Raw genomic sequence first — 20,491 nt, forward strand, 5'->3', positions numbered from 1 at the left:
GCGGGAACGGAGTGGAAACAAAAAGCCGCAGCACTTCAGTGCCCTCCGACCCCAAAAAAGGATGTCGGGATGACGCAGTTCATCTCGTACATCCGGGACCGAAACGGCAACCAGGCCGGCTCCGGACTCCCAGGGCAGCGCAAATTCCGAAGCAGGGCCACCGGCTTCAGCACGGAAATCGCCGCCGACGCGGCGAGCAGCCAGGCGCGACCACGGCCAGGCCGGTCATGCAGATGGCGGTTCTTGGAGAGTGTCCTTTGGGGAAACAGCAGAGCCGCACCGGCTGACAAGCGATTCGGGTCGGATCCACACTGAGGCTCCGTCGGCGGACACGCCTCAGGACCTCGCAGGAAGCCGTCTCATCACTTGGACCGAGACGCGGGCACGGAATGAGCTCACCCCCGTGGTCCCCCGGCCGGAGGCGGGCCGAGGGACCACGGGGTGTGCGGCGTTGCTAAGAGGCGAACAGAGCCCGGCCGCCGGACAGGACCACGGTGTCGTCCACGGCGGCTTCGAACAGGACGGCTTCGCCGTCCTTCCAGGTGGAGACGGTGAGGGTGTCGCCGGGGAAGACCGGGGCGCTGAAGCGGCCCTCCAGTTCCGTCAAGTCGGCCGGGTGGGCGCCGAGTTCGGCGGCCAGGGGCAGGGTGACGGTCGCCAGGGTGCACAGGCCGTGCATGAAGGGGCGGGGCATGCCGGCGGCCTTGGCGGCCTCCGGGTCGATGTGCATGTGGTGGCGGTCGCCCAACAGGCGGTACAGGGCGGCCTGGTTGGGGGAGGTGGGGACGGTGAGCGTGGTGTCGGGGGCGCCGTCGGGGCGTTTGCGGGCCGAGGGACCGCGGTCGCCGCCGAAGCCGCCGCAGCCGGGGGCGAACAGCGACCAGACGGCCTCGAAGTACTCGCTCTCCACCACGACCTCGAAGATGGCGGCCGAGCCCTTGTCCCAGACCTCGCCGACGCGGGCGGCCAGTTCCAGTTCGCCCGCCCTCGGCAGCGGCTTGTGGACCTTCAGGCGTTGGGAGCCGTGGACGGCGGTGGTGGGGTCGAAGGCGCCCGCCGAGCCCAGGGCGTCGGGGGCCCACTGAGCGCGGGTGAGGGCGAAGGTGGGCAGCACCCGCAGGCGTTCTTCGAAAACCAACTCCAAGTCGGTGGCCTGGGCGCCGACCGCCAGGGCGTACAGGATCGCGTCGCGGTCCTCGTAGGCGACGGTGCGGGTGCCCAGGTCCCGGCCCTTCCACTGTCCGGCGTTCATCGGTCCGCTCCCAGGATCAGGCCGCTGGTGGGCACGCCGGTGCCGGCGGTGACCAGCACGTTGGTGACGTCGCCGGGCTGGTTCACCGAGGTGCCGCGGACCAGGCGGACGGCCTCGGCGATGCCGTTCATGCCGTGGATGTAGGCCTCGCCGAGCTGGCCGCCGTGGGTGTTGCACGGCAGGCGGCCGCCGATTTCCAGGTTGCCGTCGGCGATGAAGTCCTTGGCCTCGCCGCGGGCGCAAAAGCCCAGCTCCTCCAGTTGCGGCAGCACCAGCGGGGTGAAGTGGTCGTACAGGATGGCCGCGCCGATGTCGGAGGGGTTGAGCCCGCTTTGGGCGTACAGTTGCTGGCCCACCAGGCCCATCTCCGGGATGCCGGTGATCTCGGAGCGGTAGTAGCTGGTCATCATGTGCTGGTCGTAGCCGGAGCCCTGGGCGGCGCCCCAGATCAGCGCGGGCGGGTGGGGCAGGTCGCGGGCGCGTTCGGTGGAGACCACGACCAGGGCCTGGCCGCCGTCGCTCTCCTGGCAGCAGTCCAGCAGGTGCAGCGGCTCGACGATCCAGCGGGAGTTCTGGTGGTCCTCCAACGTGATGGGGCGCTGGTAGAACCAGGCCTTGGGGTTGGTGGCGGCGTGCTTGCGGTCCACCACGGCGACGCGGCCGAAGTCCTCGCTGGTCGCCCCGTACTCGTGCATGTAGCGGCGGGCGAACATGGCCACCCACTGGGCGGGGGTGTTGAGCCCGAACGGCAGCAGCCAGGCGTAGGCGGCGCTGTCGGCGCCCTGGTCCATCTGGCGGCCGGCCTGGCCGAGGCCGTAGCGGACGCCGGAGCGTTCGTTGAAGGCGCGGTAGCAGACCACCACCTCGGCGATGCCGGTGGCCACGGCCATGGCGGCCTGCTGGACGGTGCCGCAGGCCGCGCCGCCGCCGTAGCCGACGCGGGAGAAGAACTTCAGCTCGCCGATGCCGGTGTTGCGGGCCACGTGGATCTCGGAGCTGGTGTCGGCGGTGAAGGTCACCAGTCCGTCCACGTCCGAGGGTTCCAGGCCGGCGTCGGCGATGGCGGCCAACACCGCCTCGCACGCCAGTTGCAGTTCGCTGCGTCCGGAGTTCTTGGAGAACTCGGTGGCGCCGATGCCGGCGATGGCGGCGGCTCCGGGCAGCACGCTCACTGCCGGTCTCCTTCCGGGAGTTCGATGACGACGGTGCCGGTGACGTGGGCGCCGAGGGAGTTGGTGCCGCGCACCGCGATCTCCACTCGGCGGGCGGCGTCGTCCTTGGCGGACACGGTGCCGGTCAGCGTCATGGTGTCGCCGGGGTAGTTGGGGACGCCCAGCCGGATCTTGATGGCCTTGACGCGGGCGGCCGGGCCGGCCCAGCTCGTCACATACCGATCGACCAGGCCGTTGGTGGTCAGGATGTTCATGAAGATGTCCTTGGACCCGCGCCGCACCGCAAGCTCCGGGTCGTGGTGGACGTCCTGGTAGTCGCGGCTGGCGATCGCGGTGGCCACGATCAGGGTGCGGGTGAGGGGGATGGCCAGTTCGGGCAGCTTCTCCCCCACGGACACGTCCGGGTAGGCACGGGTGGCGAGTTTCATGAGGCGGCCCCCTCGGCGATCAGGTCGCCCAGCCGCTGCAGGTCGGCGGAGGCGCCGCCCAGCGTGCCGGAGATCTGCTTGCCCCACAGGAAGTAGCGGTGGATCGGGTAGTCCACGTCCACGCCGATGCCGCCGTGCAGGTGCTGGGTGCGGTGCACCACGTTCAGACCGCCTTCGTCGGCCCACCATTTGGCGACCAGTGCGGCCTTGCCGTCGGTGGCGCCGTCCTCGGCGGCGCAGACCGCCTGCCACAGGCACACCCGCATCGCCTCGATCTCGATGTAGCAGTCGGCGAGCTGGTGCTGCACCGCCTGGAAGGTGCCGAGCGGGCGGCCGAACTGCTCGCGTTCCTTCAGGTAGGAGGCGGTGATGTGGAGGGCGCCGGAGGCCACGCCGAGCTGGACGGCGGCCAGGGCGGTGCGGGCGACGTCCAGCGTCCAGGGCAGGGCGGCGGGGCCGAGCGCGCGGGCGGGCACGGCGTCCAGGGTGAGGTTGCCGGCCATGTCGCGGCTGGTGGTCTCGGTGCGTTCCCAGCTCAGGCCGGGGGCGTCGGCGTCCACCAGGAACAGGCCGGGCCCGTCGGGGCCGGTCGCCGAGACCAGCAGGTGGGCGGCTCCGGTGATGCTGGGGACGACCGCCTTGGTGCCGCTCAGACGCCAGCCGTCGCCGTCCGGGACGGCGGTGCAGCCGGGTGCGGCCACATCGCCGACGCCGAACTCCTCCAACGCCACGGTCAGCCGCCGGGAGCCGTCCACCACGCCGGGCAGCAGATCGCGCTGCTCGGCGGTGCCGTGCTCGGCGATCGCCAGCGCCGCCACCAGCGTCGGCCACAGCGGGACGGGCGCCACGTGCCGTCCCTGTTCTTCCAGCAGCACGCACAAAGCGCCCAGGCCCAACCCGGCGCCGCCGGCGGCCTCGGGCAGCGCGACGCCGAGCAGTCCGGCGCCGGCCAGTTCCCGCCACAGCGTCTCGTCGATGCGGCTCTCGCTGGTCTCCACGGCGCGCAGCCGCTGGTGGGTGGCGTGGTCGGTGAAGATCTGCCGGGCCAGGCCCTGCAGTTCGGTGAGCTCCTCGCCAAGGGTGAAGTCCATCAGCTCTCCTCCTGCGGGACGGCCGGCCGGAACACCGGCAGGGTGAGCTCGGGGTCGGCCTCCAGCCAGTCCAGGACGACCGGCATGCCGATTTCGATCTTGTCGGGGGCGATGCCGACCAAGTTGGTGACCAGTCGGGTGCCTTCGGTCAGTTCCACCAGCGCCACCACGTACGGCATCTCGAAGGCCGGGTGCGGGGGGTGGTGGGCGACGATGTAGCTGTAGACCTGGCCGGTGCCGGCGGCTTCGACGGTGTCCCAGTCGAACGAGCCGCAGTGCGGGCAGCAGGGGCCGGGCGGGTGCCGCAGCGTCTTGCAGGCCGCGCACCGCTGGATGACCAGGCGGCGCTGTTTGGCGGCCTCGAACCAGAAGGCGTTGTCGCGGTTGATCGCCGGGCGGGGGCGCAGCGCCTTGGGTTTCTGCTCGGTCTGCTCGGTCTTCTTGGGGCGGAACCGCAGCAGCCGCCACCGCTGTGTGGCCACGACCTCGCCGTGCTGGTCGCGGTAGGTGCGCAGCGTGGTGATGAAGCGGCCTTCGCCCAGGGCGGTCTTCTTCTCCGGGGAGATCGACTCGACCTGTTCCTGGACGCTGATGTGGTCACCGGGCACCAGTTCGCGGTGGAACTCGAACTCCGAGTCGGTGGCCACCACCGAGGTGTAGCCGCCCTCGGCGAGCAGGGCGGTGAGCTCCTCCATGCCGCCCGCTTCGGGCTCGGGGTTCACGGTGGCGGCGTAGCCGCGCATGGTCCAGGCCTGCATCATCGACGCCGGGGCCACGACCGTCTCCCGGCCGGTGGCGCGGGCGGCCTCCTCGTCCAGGTAGACGGGGTTGGTGTCGCCCATGGCCTCGACCCAGTGGCGGATCATCGGCACGTTCACCGGGTCCTGGCCGCGCCGGGGCTCCCCCAGCGTGCGGCCGACCCATGCCTGCAGTCGCTTCTCGTAGTCTTCGCCGCTCATGCCCGCCTCGATCTCGGCATGCCCAGTCCCAGCGTGGCGACCATGTCGCGCAGCACCTCGTTGACGCCGCCGCCGAAGGTGTTGACGATGCCCTGCCGGGAGAGCTGTTCGATCTGCCCGGCCAGCACCGCGCCCGGGGATTCGGGGCGGATCCGCCCGGCGGCGCCCAGGATCCCGGTGAGGGTGCGCTGCACGTCGATGTGGGTTTCGGTGCCGTAGGCCTTGGTGGCCCCGGCGTCGGCCCCGGTGAGCTCGTCGTTCTCGACGGCGATGGTCATCTTCCAGTTCAGCAGCCGCATCGCCTCGAGCTTGGCGTAGGTGCGGGCCAGGTCCCGGCGCACCCATGGCTGTTCCAGCACGCCGTTGTCGCGGGCCCAGGCCACCACGTCCTCCCACAGCCGGATCATCCGGCCGCCGAGCGCGGCCAGTCCGATCCGCTCGTGGTTGAGCTGGGTGGTGATCAGCTTCCAGCCGCCGTTGATCTCCCCGACGACCTCGCTGACCGGGACGCGCACCCCGCTGTAGTAGGTGGCGGTCACCACCATGCCGCCGACGGTCTGGATGGGGCTCCAGGAGAACCCTTCGGCGTCGGTGGGGACGATGATGATGGAGATGCCCTTGTGCTTGGGGGCCTCCGGGTCGGTGCGGCAGGCCAGCCAGATGTAGTCGGCGGTGTTGGCGCCGCTGGTGAAGATCTTGCTGCCGTCGATGACGAACTCGTCGCCGTCGCGGACCGCGCGGGTGGTCAGCGAGGCCAGGTCGGTGCCGGCGCCGGGCTCGGTGTAACCGATGGCGAAGACGATGTCGCCGGAGAGGATGCCCGGCAGGTACTTCTTCTTCTGCTCATCGGTGCCGTACTTCATCAGCGTCGGCCCGACGGTGTTGACGGTGACGAACGGGAACGGCAGCCCGGCCCGCTGCACCTCGTCGAAGAGCACGTACTGCTCGCTGATGGAACGGCCCTGCCCGCCGTACTCCTTGGGCCAGCCGTACCCCAGCCAGCCGTCGGAGCCGAGCATCTTGACCACTTCGCGGAACCGCTCGCCGCCCACGCCCTGCTCTCCGACGCGGCGGCGTTCGTCTGCCGGCAGCAGCCCGTTGAAGTAGGCCCGTAGCTCGGCCCGCAGCTCGCTGAGCGCCGCGGGCTCACGCAGATCCATGTATCGCCCCCTCCTATGGCAGGAAACGCAGACGCCCGTTGGCGGCGAACTCCTCGCGCAGCGCCGCCTTGTCCGCTTCGGTCATCAGGTGGTATTCGGGTGCGCCCCGGCCGACCCACCGGTAGACCGGGTCGCCGGTGCGCCAGCCCTCCACCTGGAGCTGCTTTTTGGCGAGCTTCCCCGAGCCGGTGGTGGGCAGGTGGTGGGAGACGCGCACGAACCGCGGCGCGCCCTTGGTGCCCAGGTCTTCTTGGGCGGCCAGGAAGCCGGGCAGGTCCAGCTCTTCGAAGGTGACGCCCTCGGGGATCTCGATCGCCGCCATGACCTGGTCACCGGAGCGCGGGTCGGGAACACCGAAGGCCACCGCGTCGATGACCTTGGGGTGGCGGCGCAGCACCAGTTGGGTGTGCAGGGCGGAGATGTTCTCCGAATCGACGCGGATCCAGTCGCCGGAGCGGCCGGCGAAGTAGATGAAGCCGTCCTGGTCGATGTAGCCCAGGTCGCCGGTCCAGTACCAGCCGTGCCGCACCCGTTCGGCGTCGGCCTCGGGGTTTTTGTAGTAGCCCTCGAATTTGTCGGCGCCGTGGACGTCCACGATCTCGCCGATGGCCTCTTCGGGGTTGGTGACCCGGCCGTGCTCGTCCAAGATCGCCGGGGCGCAGGTCTGCAGGGTCTCGGGGTTGACGATGCGGACCCCGTCGTGGGCGGGACGGCCGAAGGCGGTGGGCGGGGCGTTGGGGTCTTGGGCGATCATGCCGGCGCCCTCGCTGGAGCCGTAACCCTCCACCAGGCGGCAGCCGAAGCGGCGCAGGAACTCGGCCTTGTCCTCCGGGGAGGCCTCGGTGCCGAAGGCGTGGGTGAGGGTGTTGTCGGCGTCGTCGGGTTTTTCGGGGGTGGCCAGGATGTAGCCGATGGCCTTGCCGACGTAGGTGAAGAACGTCGCCCCGTAAAACCGCACGTCGTCCAGGAAGCGGGAGGCGGAGAACTTGGGGGTGAGCGCCACGCACGCGCCCGCTGTCAGCGCCGGCGCCCACAGCGCCATGATCGCGTTGCCGTGGAACAGCGGCATCGGGCAGTAGCAGACGTCGGTGCGTTTGACGTCGTATTTGGCGCTGTTGTTGCGGCCCAGCTCCGCCAGCCGGCCCTGGGAGCAGCGGGCGGCCTTGGACTTGCCGGTGGTGCCGGAGGTGAACAGCAGCAGCATCTGCGTCTTGGGGGTGATCTGCGGGTCCCGCTCCGGCTCGCAGGCGTGCTCGGCGACCAGGCCGGCGTAAGCGGGGTCGTCGATGAGCAGGAACCGCTCCCGGGGGACGCCGATGTCCAGCCCGTCCAGCAGCTTGAGCCCGGCCTGGTCGGTGATGACCAGTTGCAGGTCGGTGTGGCGGACCTCCTGTTCCAGGTAGGCGCCGCGGCGGGTGGAGTTGATGCCGACGATGGTGGCGCCGCTCAGCGCCGCCGCGCCCAGCCACAGGATGTACTCGGGGACGTTCTCCAGCAGCACCCCGATGTGGAAGGGGCCGTCGATGCGCAGCTTGCGGGCCAGCGCCGCGCGGGCTGCGCTCTCCCGGACGACCTCGTCCCAGGTCCAGGTCCGCTCCCGGCTGCGCAGGCCGGGCCGGTGGTCGCCGAGCCGGGCCAGCAGCAGGTCCGCGATCGTCTCGTTGCGCACTGCCGTCCCTCCTACGGCCGGACGAGCACGCAGCTGGTGCCGCCGTAGATCTTGGTGAAGCACTTGTTGCAGTGGATGCACAGCGACGGGGTCTGGGGGTCCTTGGCGATCCGGTTGATCAGGTCCGGTTCGCGCAGCAGCGCCCGGGCCATCGCCACGAACTCAAAGCCCTCCCGCATCGCCAGGTCCATCACGGGTTTGCCGGTGATGCCGCCCAGCAGCACCAGCGGCAGTTTCACCGCGGCGCGGATCTGCCGGGCCAGCGGGAGCAGGTAGGCATCCTCATACGGGTAGTACTTCAGGAAGCGCTTGCCGACCAGTTGCACGCCGAGCTTGATGGGCTGCGGCATGATCGCGGCGAACTCCCGCAGCGGCACGTCGCCGCGGAACAGGTACATGGGGTTCAGCAGGGAGCTGCCGGCGGTCAGCACCAGGGCGTCCAGGGAGCCGTCGGCCTCCAGCCACCGGGCGACCTGGATGGCCTCATCCAGCCAGAACCCGCCGGGCACGCCGTCGTCCATGTTGAACTTGGCCAAGATGGCGATCCGGTCGCCGACCGCCTCGCGGACCTCGCGGGCGATGGCGCGGGCCAGCCGGGCGCGGTTCTCCAGCGAGCCGCCGTACTCGTCGTCGCGGTGGTTGACGCGGGGGCTCAAAAACGAGCTGGCCAGGTAGTTGTGGCCCAAGTGGATCTCGACGGCGTCGAAACCGGCGCGGATGGCCATGCGGGCGGCGTGGCCGTGGGCCTTGATGATGCGTTCCAGGTCGGCGCGGGTGGCCGCCTTGGTGAAGCTGGTGGTGGTGGCATGGAAGTGCCGGCTGGGGCCGAGCGCGGGAGCGCCGTTGGCCTTGGGGTTGGCGACCGGGCCGGCGTGCCCGATCTGCGCGGAGACCGCGGCGCCCTCGGCGTGCACGGCCTCGGTGAGGCGGCGCAGGCCGGGCAGGGCGTCTTCGGTCCACCGGTGCGGCCGTCCGGCGCCACCGCGCAATAGGCGACCGTGGTCATGCCGACCCCGCCCGCGGCATGCCGCACATGGAAGTCGATCAGCGCGTCGGTGACTTTGTTGTCCCGGCTGAGCCCCTCATAGGTGGCCGACTTGATGATGCGGTTGCGCAGCGTCACCGGGCCCAGCTTCGCCGGGGCCAGGACGTCGGGAATTGGCTGAGTCATCGGGTCCTTCCATCCGCCGCCCCGCTGGGGTGGCGGCCTAGACGTTAATCAGCGGGATGCCCGAGAGGTCCGGGCATCCCGCTGACCGGGAATGTCGGGGGTTACGGGCGGCTATCGCGCAGCGCGGCGGCGATCTGGTCGGTGTGGGCCTGGGACTCCACCAGTTGGCGCAGCAGCCACAGCCGCAGCACCCTCGTCACCGCCGCGGCCAGGTACAGCGCCGCGCCCAGCACGGTCAGCGCGGTGAACGCGGTGGCCAGCGCCTGGAAGGAGCCGACGTTGCGCAGATCGTCTTGGGCCAGGGAGTTGTTGTAGGCGATGAACGCGCCCACCACGCCGACGATCATCAAGATCAGGCCTGCGATGCGCCACAGGCCGTCGTGGCGGGAGGAGTCGGTCTTGAGCTTCTGCCGCGCCACGTCCTCTTTGAACTGGGCGCGCCGTTCCTCGGTCAGCATCCGGTGTCCCTCCTCGTGTTCTGCTGCGCCGCGTCCGCCGTGGACCGGGCGCGCCATCTCTGCTTTGGGGGCATCGCCGCTCAGCCGCCCAGGTAGTCGTCGGCCAGCCGGGCCTCGATCTCCTCGGGGGTGCCGGTGGCCACCACGCGTCCGTGCAGCATCAGCGCCGCGCTGTCGGCGATGGGCAGCACCGCGCGGGCGAACTGCTCGGCCACCAGCACCGACAGGCCGCCGGCGACCAGTTCGGCGACGGTCTGGTACATCTGGCTGACGATCATGGGGGCCAGTCCCATGGACAGCTCGTCCAGCAGCAGCACCGCCGGGTCGGTGGCCAGGGCGCGGGAGAGCGCCAGCATCTGCTGCTCGCCGCCGGACATCGAGCCGGCCAGCTGGTTGCGCCGCCGGCCGAGGACGGGGAAGCGGCTGTAGGCCTTTTCCTCCAGTTCCGCCAAGGTGGCGCCGGTGCCGGTGGCGACCCACAGGTTCTCCCGCACCGTGAGGTTGGGGAAGATGCCGCGGCCTTCGGGGATGGAGCACACCCCCAGCCGGGCGGCGTCCTGGGCGGAGATGCCGTTGACGGTGCGGCCGGCGTACCGCAGCTCCCCGCCGGTGATGGGGTGCAGCCCGGCGCACACCCGCATGGTGGTGGACTTGCCGCCGCCGTTGGGGCCCAGCAGCGCCAGCAGCGACCCGGGTTTGAGGGCGAGGTTCACCCCGTGCAGCACTTCGATGGCGCCGTACCCGGCCCGCACGTCCACCAGTTCCAGCAGCGGCTCGGGTTCGGTGACCGGCTCGCGGTCGGCCTGCTGTTCGGTCATGGTCATCAGGCGGCCTCCTCGGTGCCGATGTAGGCGGCGATGACCTCCGGAGACTCCTTGACCTCCTGGGGGGTGCCGGAGGCGATCAGCGAGCCGTAGTCCAGCACGTGGATGGTCGAGCACAGCCGCATCACCAGCGGCAGGTCGTGTTCGACCAGGCAGATCGCCAGTCCTTCGGCGGCCAGGCCGACCAACAGTTCGGCGAACGCCTCGGTTTCGCGTTCGGTCTGGCCGGAGGCCGGCTCGTCCAGCAGCAGCACCCGCGGGGAGGTCATCAGCGCGCGGGCCACCTCCACCACCCGGGCCCGGCCGATGGGGACGTCGGAGACGTCCTTGTGGGCGATGTCGGTCAGCCCGGTGCGCTCCAGCACCCGGTCGGTCTCCTCATCGAGGTCGAAGCGCCGGCGGCGGCCGGTGGCCTTGAGCACGTCCCCGGCCACGCGGACGTTGTCGCGCACCGACAGCGACAAGAACAGCTCCAGCCGCTGGAAGGTGCGCGCCATGCCGCGCCGGGCGCGTTTGGCCGGCGACAGGCGGGTGATGTCGGCGCCGTCCAGCAGCACCCGCCCGGAGGTGGGCTTCTGCAGGCCGGTGATGGTGTTGAACAACGTGGTCTTGCCCGCGCCGTTGGGGCCGATCAGCCCGGTGATCTGCCCTTCCTCCACGGTGAGGCTGACGTCGTTCACGGCGGTGTTGCCGCCGAAGCGGACGGTGATGCCGCGGGTTTCAAGCAGTGGCACGGGCGCCTCCCTTCTCGGCCGTGACCGGCAGGGCGGGCAGGCCCAGCTCGCGGTCGAGCCTGGCGCGCAGCTGGTCGGTGTAAGGCTCGTCCACGCCGATCAGCTCCAGCGGCGTGGTGCGGCGGCGGCCCTCCTCCTGGAGCATCCGCCCGATGACCGGCAGCAGCATCACCCCGCACAGGACGGCGATCGCGAACGTCCACACGCCGATCACGTCGGTGAGCGCCAGGACGTACAGCACCGCGCCGACGGCGGCGCCGCCATAGCGCACGGGTTTGGTGGTGTGCCGGTAGGACTCGACGATGTCGTGGACGAAGCCGCTGGGGTTGCGGCCCACGCCCATGCCGACCAGGGCGGTGCCGACCATGACCAGGTGGGCCAGGGCGCTGTAGATCGAGGACATCGCCTCGTGCTCCAGCGCCAGGTCGTTGAAGGTGCCCACCAGCACGGTGGCGCCGACCCCTGACATCAGGCCGCCCAGCAGGGCGCCGCTGATGTAGCCGATGCCGGCCACCACCACCAGCATCAGCAGGGCCAGGCTGCCCATGATGGTGAAGTTCTCCCCCGACACCGAGCCGGCGGCGGCCGACATCAGCACCCCGCCCAGCCCGGCGATCCCCGCGGAGATCATGAAGACGCTGAGCTTGAGCCGCACCAGGTCCTGCCCCAGCATCGCGGTGGCCGCGGGGCTGTCCTTCATGGCCGCCAGGCGGCGGCCGTAGCCGCTGTTGCGCAGCGCGGCCAGCGCCACGCCCAGCAGGGCGAACAGCACCGTGGCGGTCATCAGGAAGGTCTGGCCGTCGCGCAGGTCCAGCGGGCCCAGCTTGGGCGGGGGGACGGCGAGGGTGCCGTTGGGGAAGAGGGTGAACTTCACGCCGAACAGTTCGTGCTCGGTGGTGTCGCGCAGCACCATGTTCGACAGGAACACCCCGAACGCCATGGTGGCCAGCGCCAGGTACAGTCCGCGCAGCCGCAGCGCCGGCAGCGCGATCAGCCCGCCGACCAGGGCCGCGGCGGCGACCCCGGCCAGCACGCCCTGCGGGGTGAGGTAGGCCGACAGCCCGCTGCCGGACACCCCGAAGTGGAAGGCCACGATGGTGGCCACCGCCCCGAACGACAGCGGGGCGAGGTTGAGCTCGCCGGCGTACCCGGTGAGCACGGTCAGCGACAGGGCGATGATCGCGAACGTCATGCCCAGCGTCAGGGTGGTGATGCCGGAGTCCTCCAGCAGCAGGCTGTAGAGGTACACCACGGCCACCAGCACCAGGCCCCACACCGCCGCGGAGCCGACGGTGGGCACCCGGTAGCGTTCGCGAGTGCGGATGGCCGCGCCGCGCAGCCGGTCCTGCGGGAGCACCACCAGCACCACGAACAGCACGATCATGGGCAGGGAGACCCGCAGGTTCCCGGTCACCGGGCCGGAGGCCGGCAGGTAGCCCATCACGTAGGTGGCGGCCAGGCCCAGCACCATGGCGCCGGCGAAGGTGCGGGGGATGCTGCGCAGCCGCCCGAACATGGCCGCGGCGAACGCGTCGATCACCAACAGGGTGAGCATGTTGGCTTCCAGCGCGCCGCCGCCGACCGGCACGATCAGCACGCCGGCGGTCACCGCCAGGGTGGAGCCCAGCGCCCACGACAGCATGGCGGCCCGCTCCGGGTCGTGGCCGTTGAGGCGCAGCAGGTCGGGGTCGTCGACCGAGCCGCGCATCACCACGCCGATCCGGCTGCGGGTGAACAGCACCCGCAGCCCGATGGCGATGGCCGCGGCGGCGACCAGGCAGACGATCTCGTGGTACCGCACCACCACGCCCAGCAGCGTGACCTTGGCGTCCGCGCCGAAGAACATCTCCACGGTGCGGGCCTCGTCGGGGTTCCAGATCCACTGGGACAGGTAGACCATGCCCAGCAGCACCGCCACCGTGACGATGATCTTGGTGACGTCGGCGGTGTCCCGCAGCCCCCGCATGATCAGGGCGTGCAGCGCCGCCCCCAGCAGCGGGCCGACCAGCCCGATCACCACCAGCAGCGCGGCGAGGGTGGGCCAGCCCCAGTCGTACTTGAGCTGCCAGAACAGGAAGGTGCCGAGCATCGCCTGCGCGCCGTGCGCGAAGTTGAAGATGCCGGAGGTGTTGTAGGTCAACACCAGCCCGGAGGCGGCGATGAAGTACACCGCGCCCAGGACCAGGCCGAGGAGGGTATAGGTCAGGAAGGTCGTCATCGCTGGTCGCCGCCTCGGCGGATCAGGACTGTGGCTTGATCACGTCGTCGGTCAGGAACGTGGTCGCCACCCGGTCTTCGTTGAGCTTGGTGCCCCAGGTCTTGGGGTCGGTCTCCAGCACGATGTCGTCACTGCACTCGTACTCGCCGATGGTCTTGGGGTAGACCTGCTCGTACTTGGTGCCGGTGAGCTTGACCATCAGGGCGCAGGAGGACGGCTTGTTGGCGCCGGGGTCGGTGGGGGCGTGCAGCCCGCCGCCGGTCCACTCGTGCACCTTGGACAGCTCGTTGATCACGCACTGGCGGGTGAGGTTGGAGCCGCAGTTCTTGGCGGCCTGCGCCCACAGCAGGAACGAGGAGGTGGCCTGCATGCCCAGCAGCGCGACCTTGCCCTTCTGGGCGTTGACCAGGTCCATGTACTGCTTGACCGCCGGGATCTTGTCGGCGTTCTCCAGCGGCTGGAAGATCATGGCGATGTGGATGTTGTCGCCGGTGCCGGCCTTGTTCCACTGGGCGACGAGGCTGCTGTACCAGGTGGCCTCGAACACGTACTTGGGCTTGGCGCCGACCCGTTCGATCGACTCCAGCAGGCTGAACTGGCCGGGGTCGGGGGAGTCGGAGCTCCACAGCAGCTCGGCGCCGCACTTCTTGATCTTCTCGGCGTGCGGCATGTAGCTGCTCTCCCCGGCGTCGTTGAGCCGGACGCCGCAGTTGAGCTGCTTGTAGCCGAGCTTCTTCATCGCCGCGGAGACCTTGTTGGTGCCCATGGTCACCGCCGGCGAGGTGGACAGCAGGATGTCGGCCTTCTCCTTGGCCTCGGGGAACAGCTTCTCGGCGATGCGCAGCCCGCCGACGTTCATCAGGTCCACCGGGTAGGGGACGGCCTCGTACTTCATCGGGCCCATGGTGGCGTTGGGACCGACGGTGAAGCCGGCGACGGTGGGCAGCTTGCAGGCCACCCGGTGCTGCTCGGCGGCCTCGTCCATGGCGAAGCCCTGGCCGACCAGCATGAAGTCCTGCTTGCAGGACTGCTGGATGACCTTGACCGAGTTGGTGTAGGCGGCGTCGTACTGGTTGCCCTTGATCTTGCGGCCGTTGATGCCGCCCTGCTCATTGCACCAGTCGATCATCGCCTTGACCGCGTCGCCCATCTCCTTGGACAGGCCGGGCGCGGAGGCGAAGCCGCGGTCGTCGCCGAATCCGATGGTGATGGTGGTGTCGGTGACGCCCTGGTCGGTGGCGCCCTTGGCGTCGCCGGGCCCGCAGGGGGACGGCAGCGTGCCGAAGTAGCGGGCACCGCCGGAGCTCTGGCCGCCGCCGGCGCTCACGCCGTCGTCGCCGGAACGCTCACTGGCACACGAGGTGGTGACCATGGCAAGGGCCAGGGCGCCGGCTGCCAGGCGCCCGAATTTGGTGACCTTCATCCGGTGGTGTCTCCTTTGCATGCCCGCCGCGGACGCGGCGAGGCGGGGTGGTGGGGTGGAACGGAAACCAAAGGGGGGTGGGAACGGCGTGCCTTCGGAGGTCATCCGAAGTAGGCCTGCCCGCCGTCCAGCGGCACGGTGGCGCCGGTGAGGTAGCGCAGATCGGGGTTGACCAGCGCCACCACGGCTCGGCCGATGTCCTGTTCGCAGTCGCCGATGTAGCCGAGCGGGATGGTCTTGCGGAATTCCGCGGCGGCCTCGGGGTTGGCCTCCGCCCAGCGCTGCAGCCCCGGGGAGAGGGCGTGCGGGGCGATGGCGAGGGCGCGGATGCCGTCCGGCCCCCATTCGGCCGCCGCGGTGCGGGTCAGGGACCGCAGCGCCTGCTTGGCGGCGGCGTAGGCGCCGTAGGTCTGCGGGTCCCAGCGGACCATGGCGGAAGTGACGAGGTTGATGATGTGGCCGCCGCCGCGTCGCTTCATGTGGGGGTGGCAGGCCTTCATGAAGGCGAAGGCGGCGAACGGCCCGGTGCGGAAGCCTTTCTCGAAGTCGGCCTGGCTCATCGACAGCAGCGGGCCGTAGGCGCCGGAGTAGGCGTTGTTGACCAGGATGTCGATGCCGCCGAAGCGTTCGGCGATCCGGTCCACCAGGGCGGGGATGGCGTCGGTGTCGGCCACGTCACAGGGGAACGGCTCGGCGCGTGCCCCGCGTTCGGCGATCAGCTTGCAGGTGGCCTCCAGCTTGGCCGGGGTGCGGCCGAGCACCGCGATGGACGCACCTTCCGATGCGAGCGCCAAAGCGATGCCCTGACCAACGCCTTGTCCAGCACCGGTCACGATGGCGACCTTTTCGTCGAGGCTGCCCATGTCTCTCCCGCCATGCCCATGTCGTCGATCGACCGCCATGGTGATGTGACGCGGCACACCCCATAGGCTCAGTCCCGCTCAGCGGGAACGGTGACGAGGCATCAGGGAGAACGGACATCCCACTGAGCGGGAAATCGGCCTCACCGAGTGGGATGGGGATCACAATGGCGCCCGGGCGAGTCAGTGAGACCCAGGTAACAGGAGAACTGATGGCCACGACGGCGATGGAGATCATGCAGCGGCTGACCGGGCCGGGCGGACCGTTCGAGCTGCGCGAAGAAGAGGTGCTGGGCACCAGGCTGCCGGTGTTCGTCAACCGGGACCGCAGCCTGGGTGAGGTGCTCATCGCCTCGGCCGGCCACGGCGACCGTGACTACATCGTCACCGCCAAGGAGCGCATCAGCTTCGCCGAGCACGCCGTCCGGGTCGCCGCCCTGGCCAAGGCCCTGCGCACCGAGCACGGGGTGCGGCCCGGCGACCGGGTGGCCATCAACGCCGCCAACTGCCCGAACTGGATCATCGCGTTCTGGGCCACGGTGGCGGCCGGCGCCGTCGCGGTGGGCTACAACGCCTGGTGGGCGCCGCGGGAGGTCGAGTACGCACTCGGCCACACCACGCCCAAGGTGGTGCTGGTGGACGCCAAGCGGGCCGCGGTGACCCCGAAGTCGGACGGGGTGCGCGTGCTGACCCTCGAGGAGGACGTGCCGGCGCTGATCGAGCGGTACCGGGGGGCGGAACTGGACATCCCGCCGGCCGCCGAGGACGACCCGGTGGTGATCCTCTACACCAGCGGCACCTCCGGACGGCCCAAGGGCGCAGTGCACTCCCACCGCAACCTCACCTCGGTGATCATGTATCACCGCTACAACGACGCGCTCGCCCAGGCCTTCGGCGACCCCACCGACCCGCGGGACCGCCGCTACCTGCTGGCGCTGCCGCTGTTCCACATCGCCAGCCTGCACAACCTGGCCGTGCCGCGGCTGGCCACCGGCAGCACCGTGGTCATGCACGAGGGCTCCTTCGATGTGGACAAGGTGCTGACCCTGATCGAGCGGGAGCGGGTCACCAACTGGGGCGCGGTGCCGACCATGGCGCGGCGGCTGCTGGAGCACGGGGACCTGTCCAAGTACGACCTGTCGTCGCTGACGGCGTTCGCGCTGGCCTCGGCGCCGTCCTCGCCGGCCTTCAAGGAACGGCTGCGCAAGGCGTTCCCGCCGGCCCGCGACGCCCTGGTGGACAGCTACGGGCTGACCGAGTCGTGCACCGCGGCGGCGGTGGCCTCCCCGATGGACCTGGCCGAGGCGCCGGGCACGCTGGGCCGCCCCATCATCGGGGTGCAATTGGAGATCCGGGACGCCGAGGGCCGGACGCTGCCGGAGGGCCAAGAGGGCGAGGTGTGCATCCGCAGCGCCTACAACATGCTGGGGTACTGGAACGACCCGGAGGCCACGGCCCGGGCCATCGACGCCGACCGCTGGCTGCACACCGGCGACATCGGGGTGATCGAGCAGGGCCGGCTGCGGCTCAGCAGCCGCCGTTCGGACCTCATCCTGCGCGGCGGAGAGAACATCTACCCGGCCGAGGTGGAGAACGTGCTGTTCCCCGGCGTGCGCGAGTGCATCGCGCTCGGCGTCCCCCACCCGGACCTGGGGCAGGAGGTCATGGCGGTGGTCGTGTTCGCCGAGGAGTCGGACATCCCCTCCGAGGAGGAACTGACCGCCTTCGCCCGCGAACGCCTGGCCTACTTCAAGGTGCCCGCCAAGTGGCTCCTGACCACCGAGCCCCTGCCGCGCAACGCCACCGGCAAGGTCATCCGCCGCGAGGTGGAGAAGATGATCGGCCTGTCCACCGAGCCGGCCTCGGTCTCCTGACCCACCGCCCCCGGAGCGCGGCGCACGCCGGCCCCGTCCCCTGGGCCCCGGTAAGAGACCGAAGCCGCCTTTCGGGCGTGATGAGAATCCGGAGCCGCCCCGGACACGGCAAAAGTCCGGGGCGGCTCCATGCACGGCGAGAGACCGAAAGCATCCGCGGACGCGGCAGGAGGGAGTGTCTCCGACCTCTCGGCCCTCCCCGGCGCGGACGCGGCGTCCGCGCGAAGGCATAAAGAAACACATAAAGAAATAAGGTGCGACGCCCTAGTGGAGAAAGCCCTGGGTCCGCCGGTCAGTTCCTGACCGGCGGACCCAGGGCGCACGCTTTGTCGGGCGGCGTCCGGTAGGACGCCGCCCGACAAAGCGTCGGCACCCGGTGAAGCACTGGTGTGGATCTCGGGGCGGGCCGCCGCCTTGTGGTCAGCGCGGGCGGGGTGGGTGTTTGGCGATGAACAGGCCCTCGGCGGTGACGCAGGTGCGGTCGCCGGCCGAGATCGACCCCACGGCGCGGATCTTGCTGCCGTTCACCGCGACCTGGCGGCCGGTGACGGTGAGCGGTTCGAACAGCGGGGTCGGGTGGTGGTAGCGGAGGGTCAGCTCGGCGGTCATGCCGGATGGACCGCTCCAAGCGTTGGCCACCCCGAGGGTGTGGTCCAGCAGCAGGGCCGAGACGCCGCCGTGGACGCATGAGGGCGGGCCCTGGTAGGGCAGGTCCAAGGTGACTTGGGCCTCGATGGAGCCGTCGGGGCGGCCGGTGTACTCCAGCGGCGGGGCCAGGGGGTTCTCCGGGCCGGTGACCGGGTCGTGCCGGGTGGTGCCGTCGCCGCGCCACATGTTGACCAGGCGTTCCCGCAAGGCGGGGGCGGTGGCCTCCAGTTCGTCGGCGATGGCGTTGAGCCGGTCGGCGACGGCGGTCATGTCGGCGCCGGAGATGTCACCGGCGCGCACCAGCGCGGCGATGACCCGGCGGGCCGCGGCCGCGGCGGCGTCCACGCCGCGGCCGGTGGCGGTGGCGTTGAGCGCGATGGCCATCGCCGTCAGCCCTTCGGGGTCGGCTCGGGGTCGCGGGGCAGTCCCAGCAGCCGCTCGCCGATGATGTTGAGCTGCACGTCGGTGGTGCCGCCGGCGATCGACATGCACCGGGAGTTGAGGAACATCCAGGTGGCGTCCCGGCGGGCGGCGCGGCGCTCGGTGCCGACCGGGGCGGCCCCGACCAGCGCGGCTGGACCGGTCCAGTCCACCGCGACCTCCCAGACCTGCTCGATGTGCTCCACCCCGACCAGCTTGGCGATGCTGGCCTCGGCGCCGGGCTGGGCGCCGGCGACCGCGCGCAGCGCACTGCGCAGCCCGAACAGGCTGGTGGCCTGGGCGTCGCACAGGATCTGCCCGAGCAGGGTCAGGCGCTGCTCATCGACCAGTTCGGGGGCGTTGGTCAGGATCTCCACCAGGGCCTCTCCCCCGCTGCCCAGCGAGGAGTCGTGAGAGAGCGACACCCGCTCGTTGGCCAGCGTGGTGCGGGCCAGCTTCCAGCCCTCGCCGGGCCGGCCGACCAGCATGTCGTCGGGGATGAACACCCCGTCCGGGGAGGACATGTCCAGCAGGAAGTACGACAGGCCCTGGTGCTTGGGGGCGTCCGGGTCGGTGCGGGCCAGCAGGATGCCCCAGTCGGCCTCGCGGGCCATGGAGGTCCACACCTTCTGGCCGGTGACCCGCCAGCCGCCCTCCACCTTCTCGGCCCGGGTGGACAGCGCGGCCAGGTCCGAGCCGGCGCCCGGCTCGCTGAACAACTGGCACCAGGTGATCTCCCCGCGCAGGCTGGGGCGCAGGAACTTCTCATGCTGGGCGGGCGAGCCGTGCGCGATGAGCGTGGGCACCACCCAGTTGCCGATGATCATGTCGTGGGGGCGCAGGCCGGCCGCCCGCAGCTCCTCGGCGATCACCAGTTGGGTGACCGCGTCGGCCCCCTTGCCCCAGGGTTCGGGCAGGTGCGGGGCGGTGTAGCCGCGGTCGGCCAGGTAGGCCCGCTGCTCGGCGCCGCTGAGGCCGGTGGCGGGCTGGAGCTCGGCGCGGATCTCGGCGCGGATCTGCTCGGCCTCGGGGGGCAGCTCGACGGTGAGCTCGCGGCGCACCCCCTCCAGGGTGAGACGGGCGACCCGGCGCTGCCAGGACGCGGTGGAGCCCAGCATGATCCGCAGGGTCTGGGCGCGGCGCAGGTAGAACCCCGCGTCGTGCTCCCAGGTGAAGCCGATGCCGCCGAGGGTCTGGATGCAGTCCTTGGCGACGGTGAACGCCGCCTCCACGCTGGTGGCCGCGGCGACCGCGGCCGCCAGGGAGGCCTGGGCCGCGTCGGTGTCGGGGTCGGCGGCGCGGGCGGCGTCCCAGGCGCAGGCGCGGGCCTGCTCGGCGCGGGCCAGCATCCGGGCGCAGCGGTGCTTGACGCCTTGGAACTGGCCGATGGGACGGCCGAACTGCTCGCGGACCTTGGCGTACTCGGCGGCGGTGGTGGTGGCCCAGTCGGCCAGCCCGCTGGCCTCGGCGGCGAACAGCACCGCGGCCAGGTCCAGCACGTCCTGGTCGGTCAGGCCGTCCAGCACGGCGCCTTCGGGGACGGGGACGGCGGCGGCGCGCACCGCCGCCATCCGCCGCGTCAAGTCGTGGCTGGGCAGCGCGGCGACTTCGACGGCGGTGCGGGGCAGCACCAGCCAGGCGGTGGTCTCACCGTCGCGGGCCGGCAGCACGAACAGGTCGGCGAGTTGCCCGCCGATCACCGGTTCGGACTCCCCGTCCAAGACGGCCGTCCCGTCCGAGCGGGTCAGTCTCAGCGTGCCGGGGCGCAGCGCGACCGCGCCGATCGCGCTGCCGTCGGCCAGGGCGGGCAGGTGTGCGGTGTGCCCGGCGCGGTGCAGCACGGCCCCGGCCAGGGTGGTGGGCAGGAACGGGCCGGGGGTGAGCGCCCGGCCCAGTTCCTCGGCCGCCACGGCCAGCTCCAGCAGCCCGGCGCCGGCCCCGCCGGCGTCCTCGGGCAGGTGCAGTCCCAGCAGGCCCAGCTCGGCCAGGCCTTTCCAGAAGGGGGGAAGCTCTTCGCGCTCGGCGTCGATGGCGGCGCGGACGACCTGCGCGGTCACCTCGCGGTCGGTGAAGGCCCGCACGGCGTCGCGCAGGTCGCGGTGCTCCTCGGTCAGTCCGATGGTCATAGGG

Annotated in this window: 16 protein-coding genes and 1 pseudogene; 1 reads left to right on the top strand and 16 read right to left on the bottom strand. The window is 71.0% G+C overall.

The features are described 5' to 3' along the window. Window positions 1–454: 454 nt before the first annotated feature. The 14 genes and pseudogenes from BUE48_RS17290 to BUE48_RS17360 form a co-directional block, all read right to left on the bottom strand. Window positions 455–1,252 (bottom strand): MaoC/PaaZ C-terminal domain-containing protein, encoded by a 798-nt coding sequence (locus BUE48_RS17290; protein ID WP_012853800.1) that lies wholly within the window; start codon window positions 1,250–1,252, stop codon window positions 455–457. Beyond that, window positions 1,249–2,424 (bottom strand): lipid-transfer protein, encoded by a 1,176-nt coding sequence (locus BUE48_RS17295; protein ID WP_012853801.1) that lies wholly within the window; start codon window positions 2,422–2,424, stop codon window positions 1,249–1,251. Before BUE48_RS17295 ends, BUE48_RS17290 begins: the two co-directional genes overlap by 4 nt. Next, window positions 2,421–2,852 (bottom strand): MaoC family dehydratase, encoded by a 432-nt coding sequence (locus BUE48_RS17300; protein ID WP_012853802.1) that lies wholly within the window; start codon window positions 2,850–2,852, stop codon window positions 2,421–2,423. The genes BUE48_RS17295 and BUE48_RS17300 overlap by 4 nt, the downstream gene beginning before the upstream one ends. Beyond that, window positions 2,849–3,943: an acyl-CoA dehydrogenase family protein gene (locus BUE48_RS17305; protein WP_012853803.1), complete on the bottom strand. Its 1,095-nt coding sequence runs from the start codon at window positions 3,941–3,943 to the stop codon at window positions 2,849–2,851. Before BUE48_RS17305 ends, BUE48_RS17300 begins: the two co-directional genes overlap by 4 nt. Beyond that, complete coding sequence (locus BUE48_RS17310) at window positions 3,943–4,902, bottom strand: bifunctional MaoC family dehydratase N-terminal/OB-fold nucleic acid binding domain-containing protein (protein ID WP_286990545.1); 960 nt, start codon at window positions 4,900–4,902, stop codon at window positions 3,943–3,945. The genes BUE48_RS17305 and BUE48_RS17310 overlap by 1 nt, the downstream gene beginning before the upstream one ends. Continuing rightward, entirely contained in the window at window positions 4,899–6,062 is a 1,164-nt protein-coding gene (locus BUE48_RS17315) for an acyl-CoA dehydrogenase family protein (RefSeq protein ID WP_286990547.1), read from the bottom strand. The genes BUE48_RS17310 and BUE48_RS17315 overlap by 4 nt, the downstream gene beginning before the upstream one ends. Before the next feature lie 13 nt (window positions 6,063–6,075). Then, window positions 6,076–7,731: a steroid-22-oyl-CoA synthetase gene (casI, locus tag BUE48_RS17320; RefSeq protein ID WP_012853806.1), complete on the bottom strand. Its 1,656-nt coding sequence runs from the start codon at window positions 7,729–7,731 to the stop codon at window positions 6,076–6,078. An 11-nt stretch (window positions 7,732–7,742) separates the two neighbouring features. Next, window positions 7,743–8,902: pseudogene (locus BUE48_RS24520) on the bottom strand (NADH:flavin oxidoreductase). Between the two features lie 101 nt (window positions 8,903–9,003). After that, a complete protein-coding gene (locus tag BUE48_RS17335; protein WP_012853808.1) occupies window positions 9,004–9,360 on the bottom strand; it encodes a hypothetical protein in 357 nt (118 codons plus the stop codon). Window positions 9,361–9,440: 80 nt separating this feature from the next. Next, window positions 9,441–10,184 (bottom strand): ABC transporter ATP-binding protein, encoded by a 744-nt coding sequence (locus tag BUE48_RS17340; RefSeq protein WP_012853809.1) that lies wholly within the window; start codon window positions 10,182–10,184, stop codon window positions 9,441–9,443. Further along, window positions 10,184–10,918, bottom strand: a complete 735-nt coding sequence (locus tag BUE48_RS17345) for an ABC transporter ATP-binding protein (protein ID WP_286990550.1) — start codon at window positions 10,916–10,918, stop codon at window positions 10,184–10,186. Before BUE48_RS17345 ends, BUE48_RS17340 begins: the two co-directional genes overlap by 1 nt. Then, entirely contained in the window at window positions 10,905–13,136 is a 2,232-nt protein-coding gene (locus BUE48_RS17350) for an ABC transporter permease (RefSeq protein WP_286990552.1), read from the bottom strand. Before BUE48_RS17350 ends, BUE48_RS17345 begins: the two co-directional genes overlap by 14 nt. Window positions 13,137–13,158: 22 nt before the next feature. Continuing rightward, window positions 13,159–14,559 carry an ABC transporter substrate-binding protein gene (locus BUE48_RS17355; protein ID WP_286990554.1) on the bottom strand — a complete coding sequence of 467 codons (1,401 nt, stop codon included), beginning with the start codon at window positions 14,557–14,559 and terminating at the stop codon, window positions 13,159–13,161. A 101-nt stretch (window positions 14,560–14,660) separates the two neighbouring features. After that, on the bottom strand, window positions 14,661–15,422 hold the full coding sequence (locus BUE48_RS17360; RefSeq protein WP_012853813.1) for an SDR family NAD(P)-dependent oxidoreductase: 762 nt from the start codon (window positions 15,420–15,422) through the stop codon (window positions 14,661–14,663). A gap of 209 nt (window positions 15,423–15,631) precedes the next feature. Here BUE48_RS17360 and casG point away from each other — a divergent pair, with 209 nt between their 5' ends. Next, window positions 15,632–17,293: a steroid-24-oyl-CoA synthetase gene (gene casG, locus BUE48_RS17365; RefSeq protein ID WP_286990556.1), complete on the top strand. Its 1,662-nt coding sequence runs from the start codon at window positions 15,632–15,634 to the stop codon at window positions 17,291–17,293. 420 nt (window positions 17,294–17,713) lie between these two features. On the opposite strand, the gene BUE48_RS17370 is transcribed toward casG, so the two are convergent. Then, window positions 17,714–18,325, bottom strand: coding sequence for a PaaI family thioesterase (locus BUE48_RS17370; protein ID WP_286990558.1), 612 nt, complete (start codon window positions 18,323–18,325; stop codon window positions 17,714–17,716). Window positions 18,326–18,330: 5 nt separating this feature from the next. Beyond that, window positions 18,331–20,487, bottom strand: a complete 2,157-nt coding sequence (locus BUE48_RS17375; protein WP_286990560.1) for an acyl-CoA dehydrogenase family protein — start codon at window positions 20,485–20,487, stop codon at window positions 18,331–18,333. Window positions 20,488–20,491 lie beyond the last annotated feature (4 nt).

The organism is Thermomonospora sp. CIF 1 (assembly GCF_001896795.1).
In the GTDB taxonomy this organism is placed as follows: domain Bacteria; phylum Actinomycetota; class Actinomycetes; order Streptosporangiales; family Streptosporangiaceae; genus Thermomonospora; species Thermomonospora curvata.

Bases quoted from the DNA above. Each gene is read 5' to 3' on its own strand.
- BUE48_RS17290 (WP_012853800.1), bottom strand. From the start codon at position 1,252: ATGAACGCCGGACAGTGGAAGGGCCGGGACCTGGGCACCCGCACCGTC.
- BUE48_RS17300 (WP_012853802.1), bottom strand. From the start codon at position 2,852: ATGAAACTCGCCACCCGTGCCTACCCGGACGTGTCCGTGGGGGAGAAG.
- BUE48_RS17335 (WP_012853808.1), bottom strand. From the start codon at position 9,360: ATGCTGACCGAGGAACGGCGCGCCCAGTTCAAAGAGGACGTGGCGCGG.
- BUE48_RS17370 (WP_286990558.1), bottom strand. From the start codon at position 18,325: ATGGCCATCGCGCTCAACGCCACCGCCACCGGCCGCGGCGTGGACGCC.
- BUE48_RS17360 (WP_012853813.1), bottom strand. From the start codon at position 15,422: ATGGGCAGCCTCGACGAAAAGGTCGCCATCGTGACCGGTGCTGGACAA.
- BUE48_RS17375 (WP_286990560.1), bottom strand. From the start codon at position 20,487: ATGACCATCGGACTGACCGAGGAGCACCGCGACCTGCGCGACGCCGTG.
- BUE48_RS17310 (WP_286990545.1), bottom strand. From the start codon at position 4,902: ATGAGCGGCGAAGACTACGAGAAGCGACTGCAGGCATGGGTCGGCCGC.
- BUE48_RS17305 (WP_012853803.1), bottom strand. From the start codon at position 3,943: ATGGACTTCACCCTTGGCGAGGAGCTCACCGAACTGCAGGGCCTGGCC.
- BUE48_RS17340 (WP_012853809.1), bottom strand. From the start codon at position 10,184: ATGACCATGACCGAACAGCAGGCCGACCGCGAGCCGGTCACCGAACCC.
- BUE48_RS17315 (WP_286990547.1), bottom strand. From the start codon at position 6,062: ATGGATCTGCGTGAGCCCGCGGCGCTCAGCGAGCTGCGGGCCGAGCTA.
- BUE48_RS17355 (WP_286990554.1), bottom strand. From the start codon at position 14,559: ATGAAGGTCACCAAATTCGGGCGCCTGGCAGCCGGCGCCCTGGCCCTT.
- casG (WP_286990556.1), top strand. From the start codon at position 15,632: ATGGCCACGACGGCGATGGAGATCATGCAGCGGCTGACCGGGCCGGGC.
- BUE48_RS17350 (WP_286990552.1), bottom strand. From the start codon at position 13,136: ATGACGACCTTCCTGACCTATACCCTCCTCGGCCTGGTCCTGGGCGCG.